Here is a 25,109-nt window from a genome sequence, read left to right on the forward strand (position 1 = left end):
GCCGAGGGCCACGTCCGTTGTACAGGTCCTACGGCGTATACCGGACCGTAGAATCGGGGGCATGAGCCACTCCCAGGATGTTCCGCTGTCCGACCTGCGTGTGATCTCCTTGCCCGAGCAGCAGCTCTTCGACGAGATCAGCGCCGAAACCACCGATTTTACGTGCGTGCTGTGGGATCTGGAGAACGAGCCGGAGGGCTGCGCCCGGGAGGACGTGGACATCGCCGTGGCTCCCTACTACAGCGGGCGTTGGCTCAAGGACCCCTCCGTCGTGCGGGACGTGAGTCTGGTGCAGTTGCAGTCCACGGGCTTCGACGGCGTGCCCGAGAAGATCGGTGAGGACGTGGCCCTGGCCGCCGGCGGCTGGGTGCACGCGGCCGGGACCGCGGAGATCGCCCTGGGACTGATCATCGCCGCGCAGCGCAACCTGGACCGGGCCGTGTTGCAACAGCACGAGGGTGTCTACAAGCGGTACTTCTCGCGCGCGGTGGCTGACTCCCGCGTCACCGTGGTGGGCGTCGGGGAGATCGGAGGCGCGGTCATCTCCCGACTCGCACCGTTCGAGGTGGAGCTCACCCGAGTGGCTTCCCACGCCCGCGAGGACGAGGCTGGCCGTATCCACGGCATTGACGAACTCGACGAGATCCTGCCGCGCACCGACATCCTGGTGCTTGCGCTACCCCTCGGTGATGCGACCCGCGACCTGGTGGGCGAGCGGACCCTGGCGCTGCTGCCGGACGACGCCCTCGTGGTCAACGTGGGCCGGGGTCCCGTGGTGAACACGGACGCCCTGACCGCGGAGGTCGTCTCGGGCCGTCTGCGCTGCGCGCTGGACGTGGTGGACCCCGAACCGCTTCCCGGTGACCACTCCCTGATGAGCGCGGCGGGCTCGATCGTGCTGCCCCACGTGGGTGGCTCCAACGTCTCCTTCCGGCCCCGGGTGCGCAAGCTGATCCTGGAGCAGCTGGAACTGATCCGGCAGGGTCGCTCACCGCAGTTCCTCGTGCAGCCGGGCCGACTGGCCCTGCAGGACGAGTGAGCACGGACACCCACGGTCCCGCACGGTCGACCACGGACGGGCTCGCGCACGCGGACGGGGGTGCCACGGTGGGGGACACAATGTTTCACATTGTGAGAAGGGGTGTCCGTAGTTTGACACCCGCGTTCTGCGGGTCACACCATGGGCGGTATGACAACGGCACTGCGCATCGTGGTAGACCTCGTACCGGTCGTCCTCATCGGACACCGGGCCTGAGGAGTACTCGACGCGCGTACCCGCCAGGCCCTCAGCCCACGGAACCCGTGGCAAGGGCCTTTTTCCATGTATGACGACCTGTCACCGGCTCGCCCCGCGCCACCCCGCTCGGCATCTCGCACAACACAGCAGGTAAGGACACAGCACTATGAGTAAGGATCAGCCGATCTCACCGGCGGTGATGGCCCAGCGGCGGCCGCCCGCGGCTTCGGTGCCCCGGCCCGCGGAGACGGACCAGGCACGGCTGACGGGTACCGCGGCGGAGGTCGTGGCCCCGGAGGAGATGACCGGTTCCCAGGCGATCATCCGCTCCCTCGAGCAGCTCGGTGTCACGGACGTCTTCGGTCTGCCGGGTGGTGCCATCCTGCCCACCTACGACCCGTTGCTGGACACCGAGAAGATCAACCATATCCTCGTACGCCACGAGCAGGGTGCGGGGCACGCTGCGGAGGGCTACGCCCTGGCCTCAGGTCGCGTGGGCGTGTGCATCGCCACGTCCGGTCCCGGTGCCACGAACCTCGTGACGGCGCTCGCGGACGCCAACATGGACTCGATCCCCATGCTCGCGATCACCGGTCAGGTGGCCAGCTCCGCGATCGGTTCGGACGCCTTCCAGGAGGCGGACATCGTGGGCATGACCATGCCGGTGACCAAGCACTCCTACCTGGTCACGGACGCCCAGGAGATCCCCCGGGTCATCGCGGAGGCTTTCCACCTCTCCTCGACCGGGCGTCCGGGACCCGTCCTGGTGGACGTGGCCAAGGACGCCCAGCAGGCGATGATGACCTTCAGCTGGCCCCCGCAGATGGAGCTGCCGGGCTACCGTCCCGTGACGCGCGGGCACTCCAAGCAGATCAAGGAGGCCGCCCGCATGGTCGCGGCGGCCCAGCGTCCGGTGCTCTACACGGGTGGCGGCGCCATGCGGGCGGACGTGCCCGCGGAACTGCTCGAGCTCGCCGAACTCACCGGCGCGCCGGTGGTCACCACGCTCACGGCGCGCGGGATTTTCCCCGACTCGCACGACCAGAACCTGGGCATGCCCGGGATGCACGGGACCGTGCCGGCGGTGTACGCGCTGCAGCAGTCGGACCTGCTGATCACCCTGGGAGCGCGCTTCGACGACCGCGTGACCGGTCAGCTGAGCTCGTTCGCCCCGAACGCCAAGGTGATCCACGCGGACATCGACCCCGCGGAGATCTCCAAGAACCGCGTGGCGGACGTGCCCATCGTGGGGGATCTCAAGTACGTGATACCGGACCTCACCCAGGCCGTGCGCCAGGAGTTCGAGGAAACCGGCACGCCGGATCTGGGTCTGTGGTGGGATACCCTGAACTCCCTGAGCGAGACCTATCCGCTGGGCTACACCAAGACCGATGACGGTCTGGGCAGCCCCCAGTACGTGATCGAGCGGATCTCCGAGCTGACCGGGCCGGATGCGGTCTACGTCTCCGGTGTGGGACAGCACCAGATGTGGTCCGCGCAGTTCGTGGACTACGAGCGGCCCCGGCAGTGGCTGAACTCCGCGGGCCTGGGCACCATGGGCTTCGCGGTCCCCGCGGCCATGGGTGCACAGGTGTCCCAGCCGGACCGCGTGGTGTGGGCGATCGACGGTGACGGGTGCTTCCAGATGACCAATCAGGAGCTTGCCACGTGCGTGATTAACAATATCCCCATCAAGGTCGCGGTGATCAACAACTCGTCCCTGGGCATGGTGCGCCAGTGGCAGACCCTGTTCTACGACGGTCGCTACTCCAACACGGAGCTGAACACGGGTCACAACTCCCGCCGCATCCCCGACTTCGTCAAGCTCGCGGAGGCCTACGGCTGTGCCGCCCTGCGCTGTGAGAAGGACGAGGACGTGGACGAGACCATCAAGAGGGCGCTCGAGATCAACGACCGCCCCGTGGTGATCGACTTCGTGGTCTCCGCGAACGCGATGGTGTGGCCCATGGTCCCCGCCGGGGTCTCCAACGACCAGATCCAGATCGCCCGCAACATGACGCCCGAGTGGAACACGGAGGACTGATCGATGAGCCGACACACTCTTTCCGTCCTGGTGGAGGACAAGCCGGGCGTGCTGACCCGCGTGGCGGGGTTGTTCGCGCGGCGCGCGTTCAACATCCACTCGCTCGCGGTGGGCCCCACGGAGCTGAACGGGATTTCCCGGATCACCGTGGTGGTCGACGCTGAGGGTGAGCTGCTCGAGCAGGTCACCAAGCAGCTGAACAAGCTGATCAACGTGATCAAGATCGTGGAGCTGTCGCCGGAGTCCTCCGTGCAGCGGGACCACATCCTGGTCAAGGTCCGTGCGGACGCGGCCACCCGGTTGCAGGTCACGCAGGCCGCGGACCTGTTCCGCGCCACGATCGTGGACGTCTCCACGGAATCCGTGGTCATCGAGTCCACCGGATCGCGCGACAAGATCCACGCCCTCATGGACGTCCTGGAACCCTTCGGGATCCGGGAGATCGTGCGAGCCGGCACCGTGGCCCTGGGCCGCGGCCCCAAATCCATGTCCGATCGCGCCCTGCGTCACTGACCGCTCGGCCGCAGGACACCGCATCTCGCGCAACGCCCGTGCCGTTGCGCCCCGACGTGCAATGCCCATCCGCTATTCGAAGGAGATAGAGCAAGCCCATGGCAAAGATCTACTACAACGACGACGCCGACCTGTCGATCATCCAGAACCGCTCCGTGGCCATCATCGGCTACGGTTCGCAGGGCCACGCCCACGCGCTGAACCTGCGTGACTCGGGCGTGGACGTCCGCATCGGCCTGTCCGAGGACTCCAAGTCCCGCGCCAAGGCGGAGGCCCAGGGCCTGCGCGTGCTGACCGTGGCCGAGGCCGCCAAGGAAGCGGACGTCATCATGATCCTGACCCCGGACCAGGTCCAGGCGCAGGTGTTCGAGGAGTCCATCAAGGACAATCTGGACGAGGGTGACGCGATCTTCTTCGCGCACGGCTTCAACATCCGTTTCGGTTACATCACGGCCCCCGAGGGCGTGGACGTGGCCATGGTCGCCCCCAAGGGCCCGGGCCACACCGTGCGCCGCGAGTTCGAGGCCGGGCGCGGGGTCCCGGACCTCGTGGCCGTCGAGGTGGATGCGTCCGGTCAGGCGCTGCAGCTCGCGCTGTCCTACGCCAAGGGCATCGGTGGCACGCGCGCTGGCGTCATCAAGACCACCTTCACCGAGGAGACCGAGTCGGACCTGTTCGGTGAGCAGGCCGTGCTGTGCGGCGGCATGTCCCACCTGGTCCAGTACGGCTTCGAGACGCTGACCGAGGCCGGCTACCAGCCGGAGATCGCGTACTTCGAGGTGCTGCACGAGCTCAAGCTCATCGTGGACCTCATGGTCGAGGGCGGCATCGCCAAGCAGCGCTGGTCCATCTCCGACACCGCCGAGTACGGCGACTACGTCTCCGGCCCGCGCGTGATCGACCCCTCCGTCAAGGAGCGCATGCAGGACGTTCTCAAGGACATCCAGGAGGGCGTCTTCGCGGACCGCTTCATGAAGGACCAGGCCGCCGGCGGCAGCGAGTTCAAGGAGTTGCGCGCCAAGGAGGAGAAGCACCCCATCGAGACAACGGGCCGCCAGCTGCGCTCGCTGTTCGCGTGGGAGCAGACGGACGAGGACTACACCGAGGGCACCGCCGCTCGCTGATCCCTCCTTCCGTTGCCTCCGCGCCGACAGAGCGTGACATGACTGACGACGACGCCGCGGTGCCCCTCCCGCGGGAGGGGCACCGCGGCGTCGTACCCACTTCAAGGGCGACGGGCACCGTGCGCGGGTCGATAGAGTGGTGGGGTGACTGAGCAGACTCCCTTCTACGTGACCACGGCCATTTCCTACCCCAACGGCGCGCCGCACATCGGCCATGCCTACGAGGCGATCGCCGCGGACACCCTGGCCCGGTTCAAGCGGCTGGACGGCTTCGACGTCCGCTTCCAGACGGGGACGGACGAGCACGGCCAGAAGATGCAGCAGACCGCCGAGAAGCTGGGCGTGAGCCCTCGTGACCTCGCGGACGCCAATTCCGCGCGCTTCCTGGCCATGGACGACAAACTGCAGATCGGTTACGACCGCTTCATCCGCACCACGGACGAGGACCACTACGCGGCGTCGCAGGAGCTGTGGCGGCGCATGGAGGCCAACGGGGACATCTACCTGGGCAAGTACGCCGGGTGGTACTCCGTGCGGGACGAGGCCTACTACGCCGAGGACGAGACCGAGGTGCGCGCGGATGGTCAGCGCTACTCGATCGGTACGGGCACGGAACTCACGTGGACCGAGGAGGAGAGCTACTTCTTCCGGCTCTCCGCGTACCAGGACCGCTTGCTCGAGCTCTACCGCACCGGGTTCGTTCAGCCCGAGACGCGCTCGCACGAGATCGCGTCCTTCGTGAGCGGCGGACTGCAGGACCTGTCCATCTCCCGCGCCACGTTCGACTGGGGCGTGCCCGTGCCGGGCAACCCCGAGCACGTGATGTACGTGTGGGTGGACGCCCTGACCAACTACCTCACGGGTCTCGGCTACCCGGACACGGAAGCCGAGCTGTTCCGGGCGTTCTGGCCCGCGGACGTGCACCTGATCGGAAAGGACATCGCGCGCTTCCACGCCGTGTACTGGCCGGCGTTCCTGATGTCCGCAGGGCTCGAGCTGCCCCGGAAGGTCTTCGCGCACGGGTTCCTGTTCAACCAGGGCGAGAAGATGTCCAAGTCCGTGGGCAACGTGATCGATCCCCACGCCCTGATCGGCGAGTACGGGCTGGACCAGTTGCGCTTCTTCCTATTGCGAGAGGTCCCGTTCGGCCAGGACGGCAACTACTCGCACGACGCGATCGCCGGACGCATCAACTCGGATCTCGCCAACGACCTCGGCAACCTGGCCCAGCGCAGCCTCTCGATGATCGCCAAGAACCTCGGGGGCGCGGTGCCGGAACCGCGGGACTTCACTGCCGAGGACCTCGAAATGCTCGAACAGGCGGAGTCGGCGGTGGGGGACTACCGCGCGGCGTTCGACGAGCTCGCGTTCCACCGCGGTCTGGAGACCGTGTGGCGGGTCATCGCATCGGCCAACCGCTACTTCACGGCGCAGCAGCCGTGGGTGCTGCGCAAGACCGATCCGGAACGGATGGCCACCGTGCTGTACGTGACGGCGGAGGTGCTGCGCATCGTCGCGATCCTCGTGCAGCCGGTCATGCCGGATTCCATGGCCAGGCTGCTGGACCAGCTCGGTCAGCCCGAGGGGCAGGCGCGGCAGTTCTCGGCCCTGGGGACGCGGCTCGCCGCGGGGACCGAACTGCCCAAGCCCTCCGGCGTGTTCCCGCGCTACGAGGCCCCGGAGGCGCTCCAGGACTGAGGTACTGCGGTATCGAGGTGCGGTGGCCGGGTCGTCGTCGGTCGGCCCGGCCGTTGCCTGTCCGCACGACGCCGCAGCGACCGTCGCGGGCCGGCCGAGCGTCGTCGGGTCGGTCGGCTGTCAGCGGATCTCGCACCCACTGTTCGTCTCGCTATATGAAACCCGGGTTCACCATGTGGAAGGCCGCGGCGGGCGCACCTAAGCTGGCCTCCATGAGTCCGACGTCACCTTCCGCACCCGCCCGCAGCCACTCGATCGCCGTCCTGCCCGGTGACGGTATCGGCCCGGAGGTCGTGGCCGAGGCCGTCAAGGTCCTCGACGCCGTGACCCGCCCCGCGGGGGTGACCCTCGAGAAGACGAGCTACCCGCTCGGCGCCGAGCACTGGCTCGAGACCGGTGAGGTGCTCAACGAGGACACCATGGAACGGTTGCGTTCCCACGACGCGATCCTGTTCGGTGCCGTGGGTGCCGCCCCCAACGACAAGCGCATCCCCTCCGGGATCCTCGAACGTGATCTGCTGCTCAAGCTGCGCTTCGGGTTCGACCACTACATCAACCTGCGCCCCGCGGTGCTGTACCCCGGTGCCACGAGCCCTCTGTCGGACCCGGGGGAGATCGACTTCGTGGTCGTGCGCGAGGGCACCGAGGGGCTCTACGCGGGTAACGGTGGCACGCTGCGCACGGGCACCGAGCACGAGATCGCGACCGAGGTGTCCGTGAACACCGCCCACGGTGTCCGCCGCCTGGTGCGCTACGCGTTCGACCTCGCGAACAGCCGCACGCGCAAGCGGCTGACCCTGGTCCACAAGCACAACGTCCTGGTCAACGCCGGGCGCCTCTACCAGCGAACCGTGGACGAGATCGGGGAGCAGTACCCGGACGTCACCGTGGACTACATGCACATCGACGCCGCCACGATCTTCATGACCACCGACCCCGCGCGCTTCGACGTGATCGTGACCGACAACCTGTTCGGGGACATCCTCACCGACCAGGCCGGCGCGGTCACCGGGGGTATCGGTCTGGCACCCAGCGGCAACATCAACGCGGACCGCACCGCGCCGTCCATGTTCGAGCCCGTCCACGGCTCCGCCCCGGACATCGCCGGTACCGGCACCGCCCAGCCCACGGCCGCGATCCTCGCGGGCGCCATGATGCTCGAGCACCTGGGCCACCCCGATCTCGCGGAACAGGTCAACGCCGCCGTGCGCGCAGACCTGGAGGCGAACGGTTCCGCGCAGCGCAGCACGTCGCAGGTGGGCGACGACGTCGTGGCGCAGTTGGGTGCGCGCAGCGCCTAAGGTCCGCGTCCCGGCCACCGCGGGCGGGATACTGGGAGCACATCATCACGTGCCAGCGCACCGCCTCAGCAGGGATGCCCGGCAGCACGCCGTCGAAGGAGAACACCCGTGAGCACTGAATTCGTCAAGCAGCTCAACCCCCACCCCGCAACCGATGAGGTGCGCGAAGCCGTGTTGCAGAACCCCGGTTTCGGCAAACACTTCACGGACCACATGGTGTGCATCGACTGGCAGGGGGACGTGGAAGCGAACACCGGCCGCTGGGACAACGCACGGCTGCAGCCGTACGGCCCGCTGAGCCTGGACCCGTCCACCGCCGTGCTGCACTACGGCCAGGAGATCTTCGAGGGACTCAAGGCCTACCGGCACGCGGACGGATCCGTGTGGAGCTTCCGCCCCGAGGCCAACGCCGCGCGGCTGAATCGCTCGGCGCAGCGGCTGGCCCTGCCCACGCTGCCCGAGGAGACGTTTGTAGATGCCATCCGCGAGCTCGTGGCCCAGGACGAGAAGTGGGTTCCTTCCGGGGAGGGCGAGTCCCTCTACATCCGTCCGTTCATGATCGGTACGGAGCCGTTCCTGGGGGTGCGTCCGTCCAGGCAGGCGCTGTTCTCCGTAATCGCGTCCCCGGCGGGCAATTACTTCGGCACGGTCGAACCCGTGGACATCTGGCTCTCGCGCACGTACGCCCGCGCGGGCAAGGGCGGCACGGGCTCCGCGAAGTGCGGTGGCAACTACGCGGCGTCGTTGATCGCCCAGATGGAGGGGGACGCGCACGGGTGCAGCCAGGTGCTCTTCCTGGACCACGAGCGCGGGGACGCGGTCGAGGAACTCGGTGGCATGAACGTGTTCTTCATCTTCGACGACGGCCGGCTCGTGACCCCCGAACTGACCGGGACCATCCTCGAGGGGATCACGCGCGACTCCGTGATCCAGCTGGCCAAGGAGCGCGGGCTGCAGGTCGAGGAACGCGCCTTCACCCTGGACGAGTGGCGCGAGGGCGTGAACTCGGGTCACCTCACGGAGGTCTTCGCGTGCGGCACGGCCGCGGTGATCGCACCCGTGCGGCGGCTCGTGAGCCACGACGAGACCATCGGCCCGGAGGACGCGGCTCCCGGCGAGGTGACCATGTCCATCCGCAAGCAGTTGCTGGACATCCAAACCGGTAAGGCGGAGGACACGCACGGTTGGTTGACCCGCTTGGCGTGATCCACGTGGCGTGATTCCCTCGGCACGCTTCGCGTGGCGGGGTCCGTGCCACCCGTTCGACCAGCCGCCCCCGGTCCGACCTCGGTTGCACCGGGGGCGGCTGTGTAGCCTGTGAGCATGCGCATCGCACGGTTCACACACGACAACGAAATCCACTTCGGCACGGTGCACGGGGAACCCGGCGCCGAGACGCTGCGGTACCTCACCGGCGACCCCCTGTACGTGGGGATCCAGGAGCTCGAACGCACCGTGGCCGTGTCCGAGGCCCGGTTGCTCGCCCCGGTGATCCCGCGCTCCAAGATCGTGTGCGTGGGGCGCAATTACGCAGCGCACGCGAAGGAGCTCGGCAACGAGCTACCGCCCGCTCCCATGCTGTTCTTCAAACCGAACACCGCGGTGTCCGGTCCCGGCGATCCCGTGACCCTGCCCAGCTGGACCGAGGAGGTCTCGTACGAGGCCGAGCTCGCCGTGGTGATCGGGCGCATGTGCAAGGACGTTCCCGTGGAACGCGTTCCCGAGGTTGTGTTCGGCTACACCGCCGCGAACGACCTCACGGCCCGCGACGCCCAGCGCACCGACGGCCAGTGGGCCCGGGCCAAGGGGTTCGACGGCGCGTGCCCGATCGGCCCGTGGATCGAGACCGAGCTGGACACCTCCGCCCTGTCCGTGCGCTCCACCGTGAACGGGCAGCTCAAACAGGACGGCAACACGCGGGACATGATCTTCGACGTGGCCACGCTCGTCTCCTACGCGTCCGAGGCCTTCACGCTGTTGCCCGGTGACGTCATCCTTACGGGGACCCCCGCGGGGGTCGGGATCGTGGACGAGGGCGATCAGCTCTCCGTGCAGGTCGAGGGCGTCGGCGAGCTCACCACGGTGCTGCGGCGCTGACCCGGCGCGCCGCCGGCCCACCCCGGGCCACCCCGGGGCGCGCCGTCGCCTGACGACCCCCGGGGCGCACGCGTTGCCGAGCCGTCCCTCGGCGCGCCGTCGTCGGAACCGGCCGGGGTGGTGCGGCAGCGCTCGCCGACACCCGCGCGGGCAGTCCCCGCGGGCAGTCCCCGTACCCGCCGCGGGGATGACTCCTACCCGTAGAATAAACGCATCATGACTGACGACGCAGCGACTTTGCACCCCACCGTTCCCGCCGACGCACCCGTGCGCGTGCGCTTCTGCCCGTCCCCCACGGGCACCCCGCACGTGGGTCTGATTCGCACGGCCCTGTTCAACTGGGCGTGGGCCCGCCACACGGGCGGCACGCTGGTGTTCCGGATCGAGGACACGGACGCCGCCCGCGATTCCGAGGAGAGCTTCCAGCAGATCCTGGACGCCCTGGACTGGCTGGGCATCACGTGGGACGAGGGCGTCAACGTGGGCGGACCCCACGAGCCCTACCGGCAGTCCCAGCGCGGCGAGATCTACCAGGACGTCTTGACCCGGCTCGTGGCCGGCGGCTACGTCTACGAGGACTTCTCCACGCCCGAGGAGGTCGAGCAGCGTCACCGTGCCAAGGGTGAGGACCCCAAGCGCGGGTACGACAACTTCGATCGCGACCTCACAGAGGAGCAGAAGGATGCGTTCCGGGCCGAGGGCCGCAAGCCCGTGCTGCGCCTGCGCATGCCGGACGAGGACATCACGTTCACGGACCTCGTGCGCGGTGAGATCACCTTCAAGGCGGGCTCGGTCCCGGACTTCGTGGTGGCCCGCGCGAACGGCCAGCCGCTCTACACACTCGTGAACCCCGTGGACGACGCCCTCATGGGGATCACCCACGTACTGCGCGGCGAGGACCTGCTGTCCTCCACGCCCCGGCAGATCGCGCTGTACCGCGCCCTCATGGGCATCGGGGTCGCCGAGTTCATCCCCGAGTTCGGGCACCTGCCCTACGTCATGGGGGAGGGCAACAAGAAGCTCTCCAAGCGGGACCCGGAGTCCAACCTCTTCCACCACCGCGACAACGGGTTCATCCCCGAGGGTTTGCTGAACTACCTGGCCCTGCTCGGGTGGTCGCTGTCCGCGGACGAGGACATCTTCACCGTGGACCAACTCGTGGCGAACTTCGACATCCACGACGTCCTGGCCAACCCTGCGCGCTTCGACCTCAAGAAGGCCACGGCGATCAACGGCACGCACGTGCGCATGCTGGACCCCCGGGACTTCCGGGACCGGCTGATCCCGTACCTGCGCTCTGCCGGCCTCGTGGGGGAGACCCTGACCGAGAAGGAGAACGACGTCCTGGATCGGGCCGCCCCGCTCGTGCAGGAGCGCATGAACCTGCTCGGTGAGACCCCCGGCCTGCTGGGCTTCCTCTTCCTGCCGGACGAGCAGATCAAGATCGCCCCGGACGCTGCCAAGCAGCTCAAGGACAGCGCACCCCAGGTGCTCGACGCCGCTCTCACGGCTCTCGAGTCGCTGGAGGAGTTCTCGGCCGAGAAGATTGAGATCGCCCTGCGCGAGGCGATCGTGGATGGCCTGGGGATCAAGCCGCGCCTGGCGTTCGGCCCGGTCCGCACGGCAGTGTCCGGCCAGCGGATCTCCCCGCCCCTGTTCGAATCCCTCGAAATCCTGGGGAAAGAATCGTCGCTCAAGCGCATCCGCGCGCTACGCGAGCACCTCGCCGCGTCCTAACGCGATCCGTCCGCGACGGGTGGGTGTCACCCGGGAGGCGACCCCCACCCCGCGGACCGGTTTGGCAGCGGCGGGTTCCCCGGGTATAGTTATTGCTCGTTGCGCGGCCGATCCGGTGCGGACCGGGCGGGCAACGAGACCATTGGGATATGGTGTAATTGGCAACACAACGGTTTCTGGTACCGTCATTCTAGGTTCGAGTCCTGGTATCCCAGCGCTTTATGGCATCGGACGGACTACGGTTCGAACGGACCGAGCATCGCTGTTCCACGGTGGGTTTTCCCGAATTGGAGCAATACCGCGAAGATGTTACCGTTTGGTGCGTCAACGCGGGACCGCACAGGAACGAGTTTCCGACCGCGGTCCACGGAAAGTACACGGCCCCATCGTATAGCGGCCTAGTACGCCGCCCTCTCACGGCGGTAACGCGGGTTCGAATCCCGCTGGGGTCACTACGGAAGAGCCTCGGTTTCCACGGAAACCGGGGCTCTTCGCATGTCTGCCACCCACTGCTCCCGTCCGTTCCCGGCGCGCTGCCGCGACGCCCGCGTGACGACTGGCACAATGATCGTGTGAACACCGAGAACGCACCGGCCGTGCCGCTCATCGAGTCCCTCGAGACCACGCGCGAGCTCTTGCGCTCCACGACCCTGCCGCTCGCCACGGCGAGCGCGGCGCAACAGCGCGAGAACGCGGCTCGTGCCGTGGCCCAGTTGGACGACTACGTCCTGCCGCGTGTCCGTTCGTTGGACGCCCCGCTGCTGGCCGTGGTGGGCGGTTCCACGGGCGCGGGGAAATCAACCCTGGTCAACGCCCTCGTGGGCCACCCGGTCACACGCTCCGGGGCCATTCGCCCCACCACGCGCAGACCCCTGCTGATCCATCACCCGAGCGACGCCGGGGCGTTCACCACTCAGCGTGTGCTGCCGCACCTGGCCCGGGTCCAGGGGACCCTCGTGGATCCCTCTCGCCCCGCGCCGGCGCCCGACGACGGTGGGACGGCCGTGGAGGACATTGGGTCCCTCGTGTTGCTCGCGGACCAGAACATCCCCAAGGGCCTCGCGATCCTGGACGCCCCGGACGTAGATTCCGTCTCGGACAATAACCGGGCCCTGGCCGCCCAGTTGCTCTCCGCCGCGGACCTGTGGCTGTTCGTCACGACCGCCAATCGCTACGCGGACGCCGTGCCGTGGCAGCTGCTGCGCAACGCTGCGGGGCGCGACATCACGGTGGCCGTGGTGCTGGACCGGGTGCAGGCGTCGTCGGCCGCGGAGATCGAGGAGGACCTGCGGCGGATGCTCAATGAGGAGGGACTGGGTGGCGCCCCCATCTTCGTGGTCGAGGAGTCCCCGCTCAACGAGCTGCGCATGCTGCCCCCGGCCGCCGTGGAACCGCTGCGTGAGTGGCTCGAGACGCTCGGCGCGGACGCGCAGGCCCGCTCGGAGATCGCCGCGCGCACCCTCGGGGGTGCGGTGCGGGAACTCGCGGACACGACCGACCGCACCGCGGAGGCCGTGGCGGGCCAGCAGCACACGGAGGAGCACCTGCGCCGCGAGGTGACCACGTCCTTCGACGAGGCGCTGCGCGCGATCATCGACTCCACTCGGGACGGGACCCTGTTGCGCGGTGAGGTGCTCGCGCGCTGGCAGGACTTCGTGGGAACCGGCGAGTTCTTCCGCAGCCTCGAGGCGGGAATCGGGCGGGTCCGGGACCGGATGACCGCGTTCTTCAAGGGCCAGCCCGCACCCGAGGTGCGCGTGGAGGAAGCCATCGAATCGGGTCTGCAGGCCGTGATCGTGGAGAACACGGCCCGTGCCGCGGAATCCGCCGAGCGGCGCTGGCGTGACGAGCCCGCCGGACAGGTGTTGCTCGCGGGCCGGGATGCGGCCGCCCTGCCACCGGACTTCCCCGACCAGGTCGCGGAGAGCATCCGGTCGTGGCAGTCGGACGTCATGCTCATGATCCAGCAGGAAGGCGCGGGCAAGCGCACGCGGGCCCGCGCAATGTCGCTGGGCGTGAACGCGCTCGCCGTGATCCTCATGATCGCCGTGTTCTCGACCACGGGCGGGCTGACCGGCCTGGAGGTCGGGATCGCGGGTGGTTCGGGTGTCGTGGGGACCAAACTGCTCGAGGCGGTCTTCGGTGAGGACGCCGTGCGCCGGATGAGCGACCAGGCGCGCAAGAACCTGGAGACCCGGATTCGGACGATGCTGGCCGGTCGGGCCAAGCAGTTCCTGGACACGATCGACGAACTCGGGGAGCACCCCTCGGCCGAGCAACTGCACGCAGCGGCCGCCCGCGTGCGCGCAGAGAGTGAGGCCCTGTGAGCCCGCGTTCCCGGGACCAGGACGTGTCCCTGCCCGATCGGATCTCCGGACTTGCGCAGGCCGTGGAGATCGCGGAGGGTCGCCTGGACGCCGAGGTGATCCGGGGTGCGCGGGAGACCCTCGAGCGCGCCGCGCAGCGCCGGGCGCTGTCCGCGGACCACACCGTGGTGGGCTTCTTCGGCGCCACGGGCTCCGGCAAGTCCTCCCTGTTCAACGCCGTGGTCGGTCAGGACCTCGCCCGTAGTGCGGCGCGCCGACCCACGACCTCCGCACCGCTCGCCGCGATCTGGGGGGATGAGGGCAGCCAGCCGCTGCTCGACTGGCTCGACGTCGCTGACCGCAGGGTCGTGGGTCCCGCGCTGAGCACGTCCACCGGGCGCGGGCGCAAGGCGAGCACCACGAGCGGTGGGCTCGTGCTGCTGGACCTGCCGGACTTCGACTCCGTGACGCGGGAACACCGGCAGATCGTCCAGCGCATGGTCGGTCTCGTGGACGTGGTCGTGTGGGTCGTGGACCCCCAGAAGTACGCGGACGCGGTGTTGCACCAGGACTTCGTGCAGCCGCTTGCGCGCCACGGCGCCGTGACCATGGTCGCGCTCAACCAGGCGGACCGGCTCGATGAGCGGGACGTCCCTTCGGTGCTCGCATCGCTCACGGAACTCGTGGCGCAGGACGGTCTCCCCGCGACCGGGCCGAGCGCGCCCGTGGCCGTCTCCGCTCTCACGGGTCAGGGTGTCCCGCAGCTGCGGGACCGGATCCACGCCGTGGCCGCCCAACGCGCCGCCGCCGGGCAGCGGCTCGAGGCGGACGTCATCCACAGCGCCGGGGAACTCGCGCGCGCCGCGGGGGAGGGCGATCCGCGCGGGATCACCAAGGACGCGAGTGAACGGCTCACCGCCGGGCTCGCGCGTGCCGCCGGCATCGACCTGGTCGCGGACGCCGCGGCCCGTTCGTACCGGTTGCGCGCGGGGCGGCACACCGGGTGGATCGCCACGCGTTGGCTCACCCGCCTGCGCAAGGACCCGCTCAAGCGCCTGCACATCGAGAGCCATGACAAGCACTCGGACCCCGGGGTGCACCGCACGTCCCTGCCGCCCATGAACGCGTCCCAGAAGGCCGCCGCGGACTCCGCCGTGCGCGGTTTCGCGGACGATATCTCCCAGGGCGCCGGGGAGCCGTGGCGGCGCAGCATCCGTGGCGCCGCCCGCAGCAACGAACAGCGGTTGCCGGACGCGCTGGACCAAGCCGTCGCACGCACCAAGTTCTCCGCGCGCGGGGCGTCCTGGTGGTGGATCGTCTTCGACGTCCTGCAGTGGCTCGCCATGCTCGTCACGGTGCTCGGTCTGTTGTGGTTGCTGGGTCTGTTCCTGGCCGAGTACTTCCAGATCCCCCTGCCCCCGCCACCCACGGTCGAGGGCTTCCCACTACCCATGCCCACGCTCATGGTGCTCGCGGGGGTCGTGCTCGCGCTCTTCCTCGCGCTCACGGGCGCGGTGATCGCGTCGCTCGCGTCCCGTGTCCGGGCCTCGCGGGTACGACGTCGCTTGCAGCGTTCCGTCCGCACGACCGCCGAGGAGACGGTCCAGGCCCCGGTGGAACACGAACTCGAGGCGCACCGCGAGTTCACCGGGGCCGTGGCACGGGCGGCGCTCACGCGGCGCTGACCTGCACGGCGTGCTCGGGGCTCACCCTTGCCGATGCGCCCGGCCCGGGTTGCGCCCACGGGCTCACGCGGCGCTGACGCGCACGGCCTCCGTGAGGTGCCGGGCCGCCTGGACCACGATGTCCGCGTGCTTCCGACCGGGCTGCTTGGACAGGCGTTCGATGGGTCCCGAGATGGACACCGCGGCGATCACCCTGCCCGAGGGTCCACGCACGGGCGCGGAGACCGAGGCGATCCCCGGTTCGCGTTCGCCGATCGACTGGGCCCAGCCGCGGCGTCGTACCCCGGCAAGGGTCGTGGCGGAGAACCGCGCGTGATGCAGCCCCTCGATCAGGCGCGCGTGGTCCTCCCACGCCACGAGCACCTGCGCGGCGGAGCCCGCCTTCATGGACAACTGGGTGCCCACGGGGATCGTGTCGCGCAAGCCGATGGGCCGTTCGGCCGAGGCCACGCACACGCGCCACTCGCCCTGGCGGCGGAACACCTGGGAGGACTCACCGGTACTGTCCCGCAACTGCAGGAGCACGGGGGCCGCGGCAGAGATCAGTCGGTCCTCACCAGCGGCCGAGGCGAGCTCCACGAGGCGGGACCCGAGGACGAAGCGCCCGTGCACGTCCCGGCCCACGAACCGGTGATGGGCGAGCGCCACCGCGAGCCGGTGGGCGGTGGGTCGCGCGAGCCCCGTGGTCTCCACGAGATCCGCGAGGGAGGCCGCACCGGCCTCGAGGGCGTCCAGGATGAGGGAGGCCTTGTCGATGACCCCCACGCCGGAGGGGGAGAACGAGGACTCCTCGGGCATGCCCGAGCCCGTCCCTCGGCCGCCCAGGGGAGAGCCCAGGGGGGCTCCGGAAGGATCCATCGCGTGCGTCGTGTCCATGCCTTGATATTGCCGTCTCACAATGCGAGAAGCAAGTCCGAGGAGTGGAACTGCTCGCCGCGAGCGATGACCATGATGGCAACGGTCACGTGCGGGACGCGCGAACGCCGCCCACGCGGCGTCGTCCACCGCACGCCAGGACACGAGCAGGAGTGACGAGATGACGAGCACACAGACCACCGCGCCGCGGACGCTGGCGGAGAAGGTGTGGAACGACCACTTGGTGCGCCAGGGCGAGGCCGGACGCCCCGACCTGATCTACATCGACCTCCACCTGCTCCACGAGGTCACGAGCCCCCAGGCCTTCGAAGGCCTGCGGCTGGCCGGACGCGGACTGCGGCGCACCGATCTGACGATCGCGACCGAGGATCACAACACGCCCACCGAAAACATCTTCTCGACCATCGCGGACGAGACCTCCCGCAAGCAGATCGAGACGCTGCGCCGCAACTGCGAGGAATTCGGTGTGCGGCTGCACTCCCTGGGGGACGCCGAACAGGGGATCGTGCACGTGGTGGGTCCGCAGCTGGGGCTGACCCAGCCGGGGATGACCGTGGTGTGCGGTGACTCCCACACATCCACGCACGGAGCCTTCGGGGCGCTCGCGTTCGGGATCGGCACGTCCGAGGTGGAGCACGTCATGGCCACCCAGACCCTCTCGCTCGCACCGTTCAAGACCATGGCCATCAATGTGGAGGGCACGCTCAAGCCGGGGGTCAGTTCCAAGGACATCATCCTGGCCGTGATCGCCAAGATCGGCACGGGCGGCGGGCAGGGTCACGTGCTCGAGTACCGCGGGTCCGCGATCCGCTCCCTGTCCATGGAAGCGCGCATGACGATCTGCAACATGTCGATCGAGGCGGGTGCGCGGGCGGGGATGATCGCGCCGGACCGAACCACGTTCGACTACGTCGAGGGCCGCCCGCACGCGCCGCAGGGTGAGGACTGGGTCGCCGCCGTGGAGTATTGGAAGACCCTGCACACGGACGAGGGCGCCACGTTCGACCGCGAAGTGTTCATCAACGCGGATGAACTGGAGCCGTTCGTCACGTGGGGCACCAACCCGGGTCAGGGCGTGCCGCTGTCCCAGGCGGTCCCGGATCCAGAGGACGCCGGGGACGACAACGCCAAGGACGCCGCGCGGCGCGCCCTCGAGTACATGGGCCTGGAAGCCGGAACACCCATGAAGCAGATCCCCGTGGACACCGTGTTCCTGGGCTCGTGCACCAACTCCCGCATCGAGGACCTGCGGGCCGCCGCGGCGATCGTCAAGGGCCGCAGCAAGGCCGAGAACGTGCGGGTCATGGTTGTCCCCGGTTCCGCCAAGGTGCGCTTGCAGGCCGAGGCCGAGGGGCTGGACAAGGTGTTCACGGACTTCGGCGCGGACTGGCGCTTCGCGGGATGCTCCATGTGCCTCGGGATGAATCCGGACCAGTTGGCGCCGGGGGAGCGCTGCGCCTCCACGTCCAACCGCAACTTCGAGGGGCGCCAGGGCAAGGGCGGGCGCACCCACCTGGTGTCACCGGTGGTCGCGGCGGCCACGGCCGTGCGGGGGACCCTCAGCGCGCCGTCGGACCTCGAGCCGGTGGCCTGAGCCCCGCAACCCGCCGCGACGTACACCACCAGAAAAGGACACAGCCATGGAGAAGTTCACCACCCACCGGGGCGTGGGTGCCCCGCTCAAGCAGTCAAACGTGGATACCGACCAGATCATCCCCGCCGTTTATCTCAAGCGCATCACCAAGACCGGTTTCGACGACGCCCTGTTCGCCGGATGGCGCAAGAACCCCGAGTTCGTGCTCAACCAGCCCGAGTACCGCAACGCTTCCGTGCTCGTGGCCGGCGCGGACTTCGGTACGGGGTCGTCGCGCGAGCACGCCGTGTGGGCGCTGCGCGACTACGGGTTCAAGGCCGTGATCTCCTCCCGTTTCGCGGACATCTTCCGCGGCAACTCGGGCAAGCAGGGATTGCTTGCGGCTCAGGTGGACCAGTCGGACGTGGAGTTGCTGTGGAAGCTCATGGAGGAGCAGCCCGGCGTGGAGATCCAGGTGGACCTGGAGTCGCGCACCGTCATGTGCGGGCCCGTGACGGTGCCCTTCCAGATCGACGACTACACCCGCTGGCGGCTCATGGAGGGTCTCGACGACATCGGGTTGACCCTGCAGCATGAGGCGGACATCGATGCGTACGAGCGCACCCGCCCCGCGTTCAAGCCCACCACGCTGCCCGCCCGAACCTGAGTGGCGGCTGGACCGATCAGCGGTTCGAGCCGGTAGAATGTCGAGGTCCCGTGCGTGTTCCGCGCCCGGGAGATCCCTTCCCGCAGATCGGTAGGTCATGACTTCTTTGCGCATCACCGGCGGCGTTCCGCTGTCGGGTCAGGTGACGGTACGCGGCGCCAAGAACCTGGTTCCCAAGGCTATGGTGGCCGCGCTGCTCGGCTCCACTCCTTCCACGCTGGGCAACGTGCCGGAGATCAAGGACGTCAAGGTCGTCACGGACCTGCTGAGCCTGCACGGTGTGGAGGTCACGCGCGACGACGCCCGGGGTGAGTTGACGCTCGACCCCACCAACGTGACTCGTGCCCGCCATGCGGACATCGACGCCCACGCCGGCGACTCGCGGATCCCGATTCTGCTGTGCGGCCCGCTGTTGCACGCCCTGGGAGAGGCGTTCATCCCGGACCTGGGCGGGTGCCGGATCGGTGACCGCCCCATCAACTACCACCTCGAGGTGCTGCGCAATTTCGGCGCCAAGGTGGAGAAGCTCGATTCGGGGATCCGGATGAGTGCACCGCACGGGTTGCAGGGCGCCAAGATCGACTTGCCGTACCCGTCCGTGGGGGCCACGGAACAGGTGCTGCTCTCCGCCACGCGTGCCGAGGGCCACACCGAGCTGCGCGGTGCCGCGACCGAGCCCGAGATCATGGACCTGATCGCGATCCTGCAGAAGATGGGCGCGCTCATCACCGTGCAGACGGACCGTGTGATCCGCATCGAGGGCGTTCCTGAACTCACGGGGTACGTGCACAGCGCGCTGCCCGACCGCATGGAAGCGGCGTCGTGGGGTTCCGCGGCACTGGCCACCGGTGGTGACATCTTCGTGGCCGGCGCCAAGCAGCCGGATATGATGACCTTCCTCAACACCTTCCGCAAGGTGGGCGGTGGGCTGGACATCCGCGAGGACGGCATCCGCTTCTATCACCCGGGCGGGGACCTCAACCCCCTGATCGTGGAGACGGACGTGCACCCCGGATTCATGACCGACTGGCAGCAACCGCTCGTGGTCGTGTTGACCCAGGCCAAGGGCGTGTCGATCGTGCACGAGACTGTGTACGAGAACCGTTTCGGCTTCACGCGCGCGCTCAACCGCATGGGCGCCGTGATCCAGTTGCACCGCGAGTGCCTGGGCTCGGTGCCGTGCCGCTTCGGGCAGCGCAACTTCCTGCATTCCGCCGTGATCTCCGGCCCCACGCCGTTGCATGCCACCGACATCCACATCCCGGACCTGCGCGGCGGGTTCTCCCACCTGATCGCGGCGCTGTCCGCGGAGGGCGTCTCGCACGTGACCGGTGTGGAACTGATCAAGCGCGGCTACGAGCACTTCACCGACAAACTGGGTGGGCTGGGCGCGAACTTCACCGTCGACGAGCGGTGAGCCCCCGCCCGCACCGCACGGCTCACCCGATCGAGGGAACTGCAATCCGTCCAGCAAGGAGTGACAGCCCGGATGAGTAGGACCTCGCAGCGTTCAACGTTCCGCGTCCTCGCGGGGACGGTGATCCCCGTCTACCGACTGTTCGCCAGATCCCACTGGCGTGGCCGGGAGAACTTCCCGGACTCCGGCGGTTTCGTGGTGGTGGCCAACCATCTCACGGAGCTCGATCCGATCACCGTGGCCTACCCGGTGTACGCGTCCGGGATCATGCCGCGGTTCCTGGCCAAGGAGTCGTTGTTCCGGGTCCCGGTGGTGGGCACCATCATCGCGAAGATCGGGCAGGTCCCCGTGTACCGAGGAACCTCGCGCGCCAAGGACTCCTTGGTGGCCGCCCTGGCCGAACTCGACAGCGGCGGCGCCGTAATCGTCTATCCGGAGGGCACCATCACGCTGGACACCGAGATGTGGCCCATGCGCGGGCGCACGGGAGCCGCTCGTCTCGCGCTCAAGGCCGGCGTCCCGGTGGTGCCCATGGCGCACTGGGGGGACCAGGAGATCCTGTACCGGGACCCCAGCGGTCACCGCACGGTGAGCCTGTGGCCCCGTAAGCGCGTGGACGTGCTCGTGGGAGAGCCGATGCACCCGGAGGACCTCGTCCCCGGCGGTCTCCAGCGCCCTGGTCATCCGTCTTCCGACGAGCTCACGAAGGCCACCGAATCCATCATGGGTGCGATCACCGATCTGCTGGGTGAGTTGCGGCAAGAAGAAGCACCGCGCGAGCTCTTCGACCCGCGAGCCGGGAAGGTGGCCCCGTGACGCCGGATCCGAACGGTCCCCGCAAGGTCACCGTGCTGGGAGCGGGTTCGTGGGGCACCACGTTCGCCAAGGTCCTCGCGGACGCCGCCGCGGATGCCGGCGCCCAGCGCACCGTGTGTCTGTGGGGCCGCGATCCCGAGTCGATGCAGCGGATCGCCCGCGAGCACCGCAACGACCGTTACGTCCCGGAGATCGAGCTACCGGAAACCCTCGAGTACTCGAGCGACCTGCGCTCGGCGCTCGCGGGAGCGGACCTCGTGGTCGCCGCGATCCCCGCCCAATCGCTGCGCGCGCAACTGGGCGCGGCGGCGTCGTACGTGGAACCGGAGGCCGTGATCCTGTCCCTGGCCAAGGGACTCGAATCCGGGACCGGGCTGCGGATGACCCAGGTGATCGCTCAGGTGCTCGCCGAACACACGCAGCGCACCACGGAGGAGTGGGCCCGGCGCACGTGCGTGCTCTCGGGGCCCAACCTGGCCATGGAGATCGCGCGGGAGGAACCCACGGCGTCCGTGGTCGCGGCCACCGCTCACGACACCGCCGCGTGGGTTGCGCGCTGCTGTGCCGCACCCTATTTCCGGCCCTACACGAACACGGACGTGATCGGCACCGAGATCGGCGGTCTCGTGAAGAACGTGATCGCCCTGTGCGTGGGGATCTGCGACGGCCGCGGCTACGGGGACAACTCCAAAGCTTCGGTCATGACGCGCGGCCTGGCCGAGACCACACGGCTGGCCCTGGCGCTGGGCGGCGACCTGACCACCTTGTCGGGGTTGTCCGGGATGGGCGACCTCGTGGCCACGTGCTCGTCCTCCCTGTCCCGCAACCACACGGCCGGTAGGCTCCTGGGGGCCGGACTGAGCCTCGAGCAGGTGCAGGACGCCATGACCCAGACCGCGGAGGGGATCAAGTCCGCCCCCGCGGTCCTCGCCCTCGCGCGCCATCACGGCGTGGACATGCCCATCACGGAGGCCGTGGTGAGCGTGCTGCGCAACGACGTTCCGGTCCACGAACTGGCGCCCAGGCTGTTGGGCCGCGATCTGAAATCCGAAGGGAACAGCGCATGAGCACCACCCACGAGAACCCCGAGTCCACCGCCGCGGGCAGTAAGCCGTGTGTCGCGGTCGTGTTCGGCGGGCGCTCGTCGGAACATTCCGTCTCCCTCATCACGGCGCGCTCGGTACTGCGGGCCATCGACCGTGACACGTGGGACGTGGTGAGTGTGGGGATCTCCACGGACGGCGCATGGTTCCTGTACTCCCAGGAGGAACTCGAGGCGCTGCTGGACGAGCAGCCCATGGCGCAGCTGCCCGTGGGGCGGCGACGAGTGAGCCTGCCCCTGCAGACGGGGGACAGCCGGCTGCTGATCCACGATTCGGACGAGCACGGTGCCGCCCTGACCCGCGGCCGCCACGTGGACATCGTCTTCCCGTTGCTGCACGGTCCGTTCGGTGAGGACGGGACCCTGCAGGGGCTGCTCGAGCTCGCGGACCTGCCGTACGTGGGGTGCGGCGTGGCGGCCTCGGCGATCGGGATGGACAAGCACTTCATGAAGCTCGCGTTCCAGGCCGCCGGACTCGAGGTGGGTCCGTACACCGTGGTCCACGACCGCACGTGGCGCACCAACCCGCAGGGCGTGCACCGCGCCGTCGCCGAGCTGGGCTTCCCGGTCTTCGTCAAGCCCGCGCGCGCCGGGTCGTCCTTCGGGATCACCCGGGTGGACGACCCCTCCGGACTGGACGCGGCCATCGAGACCGCGCGCGAACACGACCGCAAGCTCGTGATCGAGGCGGGCATCGACGGCCGTGAGATCGAGTGCGCCGTCCTGGGTGGCCACGGCACCGACGATGCCCGCGCGTCCCTGCCCGGGGAGATCGAGGTGCAGGGTCACGCGTTCTACGACTTCGAGGCCAAGTACCTTGAGGACGACGGCGCTGCACTTTCGTGCCCCGCGAAGCTCCCGGAGGACGTGATCGACACGCTGCGCCGCGAGGCGGTGCGCGCGTTCCACGCCGTGGACGGTGAGGGGCTTGCACGCTGCGACTTCTTCGTGACGCCCGATCACCGCGTGATCATCAACGAGATCAACACCATGCCCGGGTTCACCCCCATCTCCATGTACCCGCGCATGTGGGACGCGAGCGGGCTGCAGTACAGTGCACTGATCGACGAGTTGATCACCCTGGCGCTCGAACGGCCCGTGGGGCTGCGCTGAATCCGCCCACGCACGCCGCGTGAGGGTCGCGTGAACGCCGGGGTCGGAAGGGGCACCCCGTGTGGCACAAACGCGATGACATGATCGTCCACGAGACCGACCCGTACAACGCGGAACCACCCCGGTCGGGACTCCACGATCCGATCACGACCCCCGATTCCTTCTACGTGCGCAATCACGGCCCGGTGCCCGAGAACGACCCCGGGGACTGGGCGGTCACGGTCGACGGGCTCGTCGACGAGTCCGCGAGCTTCACGCAGGAACGGTTGCGGGAGGAGTTCACGCACCACACGCTCACGGCCACGATGCAGTGCGCGGGCAATCGCCGTGCCGGTTTCCTGCCCGTGCGAGACATCCCGGGGGAGGACCCGTGGGGACCCGGGGCCACCTCCACCGCGCCGTGGACCGGGGCTCGATTGTGCGACGTCCTGCGGTCGGTCGGTGTCGCGGACGGCGCCCGGCACGTGGAGTTCACGGCCTCGGACGTCTCCGACCTCGCTGATCCCCCGCAGGCCTACGGCGGGTCGATCCCGCTCGCCAAGGCGTTGTCGTCCGAGGTGCTGCTCGCGTGGGCGATGAACGGCGAACCCCTGCCCGTGGTGCACGGGGCGCCCGTGCGCGTCGTCGTCCCCGGGTACGTGGGGGCGCGCAGCGTCAAGTGGTTGCGCGGGATCACGGTGCGCGCGGACCCGTCCGAGAACTACTTCCAGGCCACGGCCTATCGCGTCCTGCCGCCCGGGGCGGACCCGGATCACGCCGGGCCGGGGGACGGCATCAGTCTGGGATCCGTCGCGTTGAACTGCGACATCCTGAGCCCGGAGGAGCACGAGCACGTTCCGGGCGGTCCGGTGCGCGTCACCGGGTACGCGTACGCGGGGGACGATCGCACGGTGGCGCGCGTGGACGTCTCCGGGGACGACGGGCGCACGTGGCACCAGGCCGAGCTGGATGCGGCGGCCTCCCCGTGGGCGTGGCAGCACTGGGAGGCATTCGTCCCGGTGACCGGGGCCGGGTCCCACGTCCTGATGGCCCGTGCGTGGGACAGCACCGGCGCGTGCCAGCCGGAGTCACCGCGAGCGCTGTGGAACCCCAAGGGTTACGTGAACAACTCGTGGGCCCGGGTGGAGGTCGCGGTCGAGTGAGGCCGCCTTCTAGGGGCGGCCCTGCTGCTCCAGGGTGTCCTTGACGGACAGGCACTGCCGGGTCTGCTCGATGTTCTGCATGGCGGATCCCGTGTCCACGAGCGCGGTCGAGGATGGCACGCGGCTGCTGTCGAAGAGCACCTCCACCGCGGGGGAACGGCCGTAGGTCACCGCGCGCCACTGGTCCTTCTGATCCGGCACCTCGGAGATCAGCCAGTCCACGCCGTTGACGTTCGTGCACGGGTCCGTGGTGGGTCCCGGTTCCTCCGCGCCGCAGCGCACGATCATGGCCGACGGGTCCCCGTAGGCCGTGGTGCCCTGGCTCGAGGTCTCCCGCTGATCCATCCCGCTCACCGACTCGGGCATCGCGAGCATCACGGACGCGCAGTCGGGGTTGGCGTTGTCCGGGGCGCCGTCCACGGTCACGGTCGAACCGCACCCGGTGAGCACGAGCGCACCCACCACAGCCGCGCCGGCCACGCGGCGGCGGGACGACGACGGTCGCGCCCTCCCGCGCCCCGCGGCGGCGGCGTGCCCTGCGCCCCGTATGACGCCGCGCAGCCGCGGTCGAGTCCCGGGGGCCTGCGCGGCGGATGTGGGCGTGGACGGGTGCTGCGAGGCCGGGGGAATCATGGCACCCAGGATAGGTGCTGCACCCGGG

General features: G+C 69.1%; 20 protein-coding genes and 2 tRNA genes. 20 read left to right on the top strand and 2 right to left on the bottom strand.

Translation table 11 applies throughout. The annotated features are described in order from the left end of the window. Positions 1 to 61: 61 nt before the first annotated feature. The 13 genes from RF637_RS06065 to RF637_RS06125 all read left to right on the top strand — a co-directional run bounded on the left by RF637_RS06065 (position 62) and on the right by RF637_RS06125 (position 15,742). Complete coding sequence (locus RF637_RS06065) at positions 62 to 1,039, top strand: NAD(P)-dependent oxidoreductase (protein ID WP_131332693.1); 978 nt, start codon at positions 62 to 64, stop codon at positions 1,037 to 1,039. Positions 1,040 to 1,403: 364 nt separating this feature from the next. After that, complete coding sequence (locus tag RF637_RS06070) at positions 1,404 to 3,281, top strand: acetolactate synthase large subunit (protein WP_368844387.1); 1,878 nt, start codon at positions 1,404 to 1,406, stop codon at positions 3,279 to 3,281. A gap of 3 nt (positions 3,282 to 3,284) precedes the next feature. Further along, the gene (ilvN, locus tag RF637_RS06075; protein WP_064845687.1) at positions 3,285 to 3,794 is read left to right on the top strand and encodes an acetolactate synthase small subunit; all 510 of its coding nucleotides are present in this window, start codon (positions 3,285 to 3,287) and stop codon (positions 3,792 to 3,794) included. Between the two features lie 98 nt (positions 3,795 to 3,892). Further along, positions 3,893 to 4,918, top strand: coding sequence for a ketol-acid reductoisomerase (gene ilvC, locus RF637_RS06080; protein ID WP_368844388.1), 1,026 nt, complete (start codon positions 3,893 to 3,895; stop codon positions 4,916 to 4,918). 144 nt (positions 4,919 to 5,062) lie between these two features. Then, positions 5,063 to 6,616, top strand: a complete 1,554-nt coding sequence (gene metG / locus RF637_RS06085) for a methionine--tRNA ligase (protein WP_368844389.1) — start codon at positions 5,063 to 5,065, stop codon at positions 6,614 to 6,616. Positions 6,617 to 6,828: 212 nt separating this feature from the next. Then, positions 6,829 to 7,917, top strand: coding sequence for a 3-isopropylmalate dehydrogenase (locus RF637_RS06090; RefSeq protein ID WP_368844390.1), 1,089 nt, complete (start codon positions 6,829 to 6,831; stop codon positions 7,915 to 7,917). 108 nt (positions 7,918 to 8,025) lie between these two features. After that, positions 8,026 to 9,123 (top strand): branched-chain amino acid aminotransferase, encoded by a 1,098-nt coding sequence (locus RF637_RS06095; protein WP_167318372.1) that lies wholly within the window; start codon positions 8,026 to 8,028, stop codon positions 9,121 to 9,123. Positions 9,124 to 9,240: 117 nt separating this feature from the next. Next, the gene (locus tag RF637_RS06100) at positions 9,241 to 10,014 is read left to right on the top strand and encodes a fumarylacetoacetate hydrolase family protein (protein WP_368844391.1); all 774 of its coding nucleotides are present in this window, start codon (positions 9,241 to 9,243) and stop codon (positions 10,012 to 10,014) included. A 216-nt stretch (positions 10,015 to 10,230) separates the two neighbouring features. After that, on the top strand, positions 10,231 to 11,751 hold the full coding sequence (gene gltX / locus RF637_RS06105; RefSeq protein WP_368844392.1) for a glutamate--tRNA ligase: 1,521 nt from the start codon (positions 10,231 to 10,233) through the stop codon (positions 11,749 to 11,751). 143 nt (positions 11,752 to 11,894) lie between these two features. Beyond that, positions 11,895 to 11,966: transfer RNA gene (locus RF637_RS06110), tRNA-Gln, on the top strand. 164 nt (positions 11,967 to 12,130) lie between these two features. Continuing rightward, a tRNA-Glu gene (locus RF637_RS06115) sits at positions 12,131 to 12,203 on the top strand. Positions 12,204 to 12,323: 120 nt separating this feature from the next. Further along, a complete protein-coding gene (locus RF637_RS06120; protein ID WP_167318373.1) occupies positions 12,324 to 14,078 on the top strand; it encodes a dynamin family protein in 1,755 nt (584 codons plus the stop codon). Further along, entirely contained in the window at positions 14,075 to 15,742 is a 1,668-nt protein-coding gene (locus RF637_RS06125) for a GTPase (protein ID WP_368844393.1), read from the top strand. The genes RF637_RS06120 and RF637_RS06125 overlap by 4 nt, the downstream gene beginning before the upstream one ends. A 63-nt stretch (positions 15,743 to 15,805) precedes the next feature. Here the strand turns inward: RF637_RS06125 and RF637_RS06130 are convergent, their stop codons facing one another. Beyond that, positions 15,806 to 16,540: an IclR family transcriptional regulator gene (locus RF637_RS06130; protein WP_167319135.1), complete on the bottom strand. Its 735-nt coding sequence runs from the start codon at positions 16,538 to 16,540 to the stop codon at positions 15,806 to 15,808. 238 nt (positions 16,541 to 16,778) lie between these two features. On the opposite strand from RF637_RS06130, the gene leuC reads away from it, so the two are divergent. The 7 genes from leuC (at position 16,779) to RF637_RS06165 (ending at position 24,448) form a co-directional block, all read left to right on the top strand. Continuing rightward, positions 16,779 to 18,212 (top strand): 3-isopropylmalate dehydratase large subunit, encoded by a 1,434-nt coding sequence (leuC, locus tag RF637_RS06135; protein WP_368844394.1) that lies wholly within the window; start codon positions 16,779 to 16,781, stop codon positions 18,210 to 18,212. A gap of 46 nt (positions 18,213 to 18,258) precedes the next feature. Continuing rightward, a complete protein-coding gene (leuD, locus tag RF637_RS06140; RefSeq protein WP_368844395.1) occupies positions 18,259 to 18,858 on the top strand; it encodes a 3-isopropylmalate dehydratase small subunit in 600 nt (199 codons plus the stop codon). Between the two features lie 97 nt (positions 18,859 to 18,955). Continuing rightward, positions 18,956 to 20,275 (top strand): UDP-N-acetylglucosamine 1-carboxyvinyltransferase, encoded by a 1,320-nt coding sequence (gene murA, locus RF637_RS06145; protein ID WP_368844396.1) that lies wholly within the window; start codon positions 18,956 to 18,958, stop codon positions 20,273 to 20,275. 72 nt (positions 20,276 to 20,347) lie between these two features. Beyond that, positions 20,348 to 21,091: a 1-acyl-sn-glycerol-3-phosphate acyltransferase gene (locus RF637_RS06150; protein ID WP_144998166.1), complete on the top strand. Its 744-nt coding sequence runs from the start codon at positions 20,348 to 20,350 to the stop codon at positions 21,089 to 21,091. Beyond that, the gene (locus tag RF637_RS06155; protein ID WP_368844397.1) at positions 21,088 to 22,158 is read left to right on the top strand and encodes an NAD(P)H-dependent glycerol-3-phosphate dehydrogenase; all 1,071 of its coding nucleotides are present in this window, start codon (positions 21,088 to 21,090) and stop codon (positions 22,156 to 22,158) included. The genes RF637_RS06150 and RF637_RS06155 overlap by 4 nt, the downstream gene beginning before the upstream one ends. Beyond that, positions 22,155 to 23,306 (top strand): D-alanine--D-alanine ligase family protein, encoded by a 1,152-nt coding sequence (locus tag RF637_RS06160; RefSeq protein WP_085106304.1) that lies wholly within the window; start codon positions 22,155 to 22,157, stop codon positions 23,304 to 23,306. Before RF637_RS06155 ends, RF637_RS06160 begins: the two co-directional genes overlap by 4 nt. A gap of 59 nt (positions 23,307 to 23,365) precedes the next feature. Continuing rightward, positions 23,366 to 24,448 (top strand): sulfite oxidase, encoded by a 1,083-nt coding sequence (locus RF637_RS06165; protein ID WP_368844398.1) that lies wholly within the window; start codon positions 23,366 to 23,368, stop codon positions 24,446 to 24,448. Positions 24,449 to 24,457: 9 nt separating this feature from the next. Here RF637_RS06165 and RF637_RS06170 read toward each other — a convergent pair whose 3' ends face one another. Next, complete coding sequence (locus tag RF637_RS06170) at positions 24,458 to 25,081, bottom strand: DUF3515 family protein (RefSeq protein ID WP_368844399.1); 624 nt, start codon at positions 25,079 to 25,081, stop codon at positions 24,458 to 24,460. Between the last annotated feature and the right edge of the window lie 28 nt (positions 25,082 to 25,109).

It is taken from the genome of Kocuria sp. CPCC 204721, from assembly GCF_040980945.1.
GTDB classification, from domain to species: Bacteria; Actinomycetota; Actinomycetes; order Actinomycetales; family Micrococcaceae; genus Kocuria; species Kocuria marina.

What these genes read in the sequence shown, in the direction of transcription:
- RF637_RS06065 (WP_131332693.1), top strand. Translation starts at nt 62, where the DNA reads ATGAGCCACTCCCAGGATGTTCCGCTGTCCGACCTGCGTGTGATCTCC.
- RF637_RS06070 (WP_368844387.1), top strand. Translation starts at nt 1,404, where the DNA reads ATGAGTAAGGATCAGCCGATCTCACCGGCGGTGATGGCCCAGCGGCGG.
- ilvN (WP_064845687.1), top strand. Translation starts at nt 3,285, where the DNA reads ATGAGCCGACACACTCTTTCCGTCCTGGTGGAGGACAAGCCGGGCGTG.
- ilvC (WP_368844388.1), top strand. Translation starts at nt 3,893, where the DNA reads ATGGCAAAGATCTACTACAACGACGACGCCGACCTGTCGATCATCCAG.
- RF637_RS06090 (WP_368844390.1), top strand. Translation starts at nt 6,829, where the DNA reads ATGAGTCCGACGTCACCTTCCGCACCCGCCCGCAGCCACTCGATCGCC.
- RF637_RS06100 (WP_368844391.1), top strand. Translation starts at nt 9,241, where the DNA reads ATGCGCATCGCACGGTTCACACACGACAACGAAATCCACTTCGGCACG.
- gltX (WP_368844392.1), top strand. Translation starts at nt 10,231, where the DNA reads ATGACTGACGACGCAGCGACTTTGCACCCCACCGTTCCCGCCGACGCA.
- RF637_RS06130 (WP_167319135.1), bottom strand. Translation starts at nt 16,540, where the DNA reads ATGCCCGAGGAGTCCTCGTTCTCCCCCTCCGGCGTGGGGGTCATCGAC.
- leuC (WP_368844394.1), top strand. Translation starts at nt 16,779, where the DNA reads ATGACGAGCACACAGACCACCGCGCCGCGGACGCTGGCGGAGAAGGTG.
- leuD (WP_368844395.1), top strand. Translation starts at nt 18,259, where the DNA reads ATGGAGAAGTTCACCACCCACCGGGGCGTGGGTGCCCCGCTCAAGCAG.
- murA (WP_368844396.1), top strand. Translation starts at nt 18,956, where the DNA reads ATGACTTCTTTGCGCATCACCGGCGGCGTTCCGCTGTCGGGTCAGGTG.
- RF637_RS06150 (WP_144998166.1), top strand. Translation starts at nt 20,348, where the DNA reads ATGAGTAGGACCTCGCAGCGTTCAACGTTCCGCGTCCTCGCGGGGACG.
- RF637_RS06160 (WP_085106304.1), top strand. Translation starts at nt 22,155, where the DNA reads ATGAGCACCACCCACGAGAACCCCGAGTCCACCGCCGCGGGCAGTAAG.
- RF637_RS06170 (WP_368844399.1), bottom strand. Translation starts at nt 25,081, where the DNA reads ATGATTCCCCCGGCCTCGCAGCACCCGTCCACGCCCACATCCGCCGCG.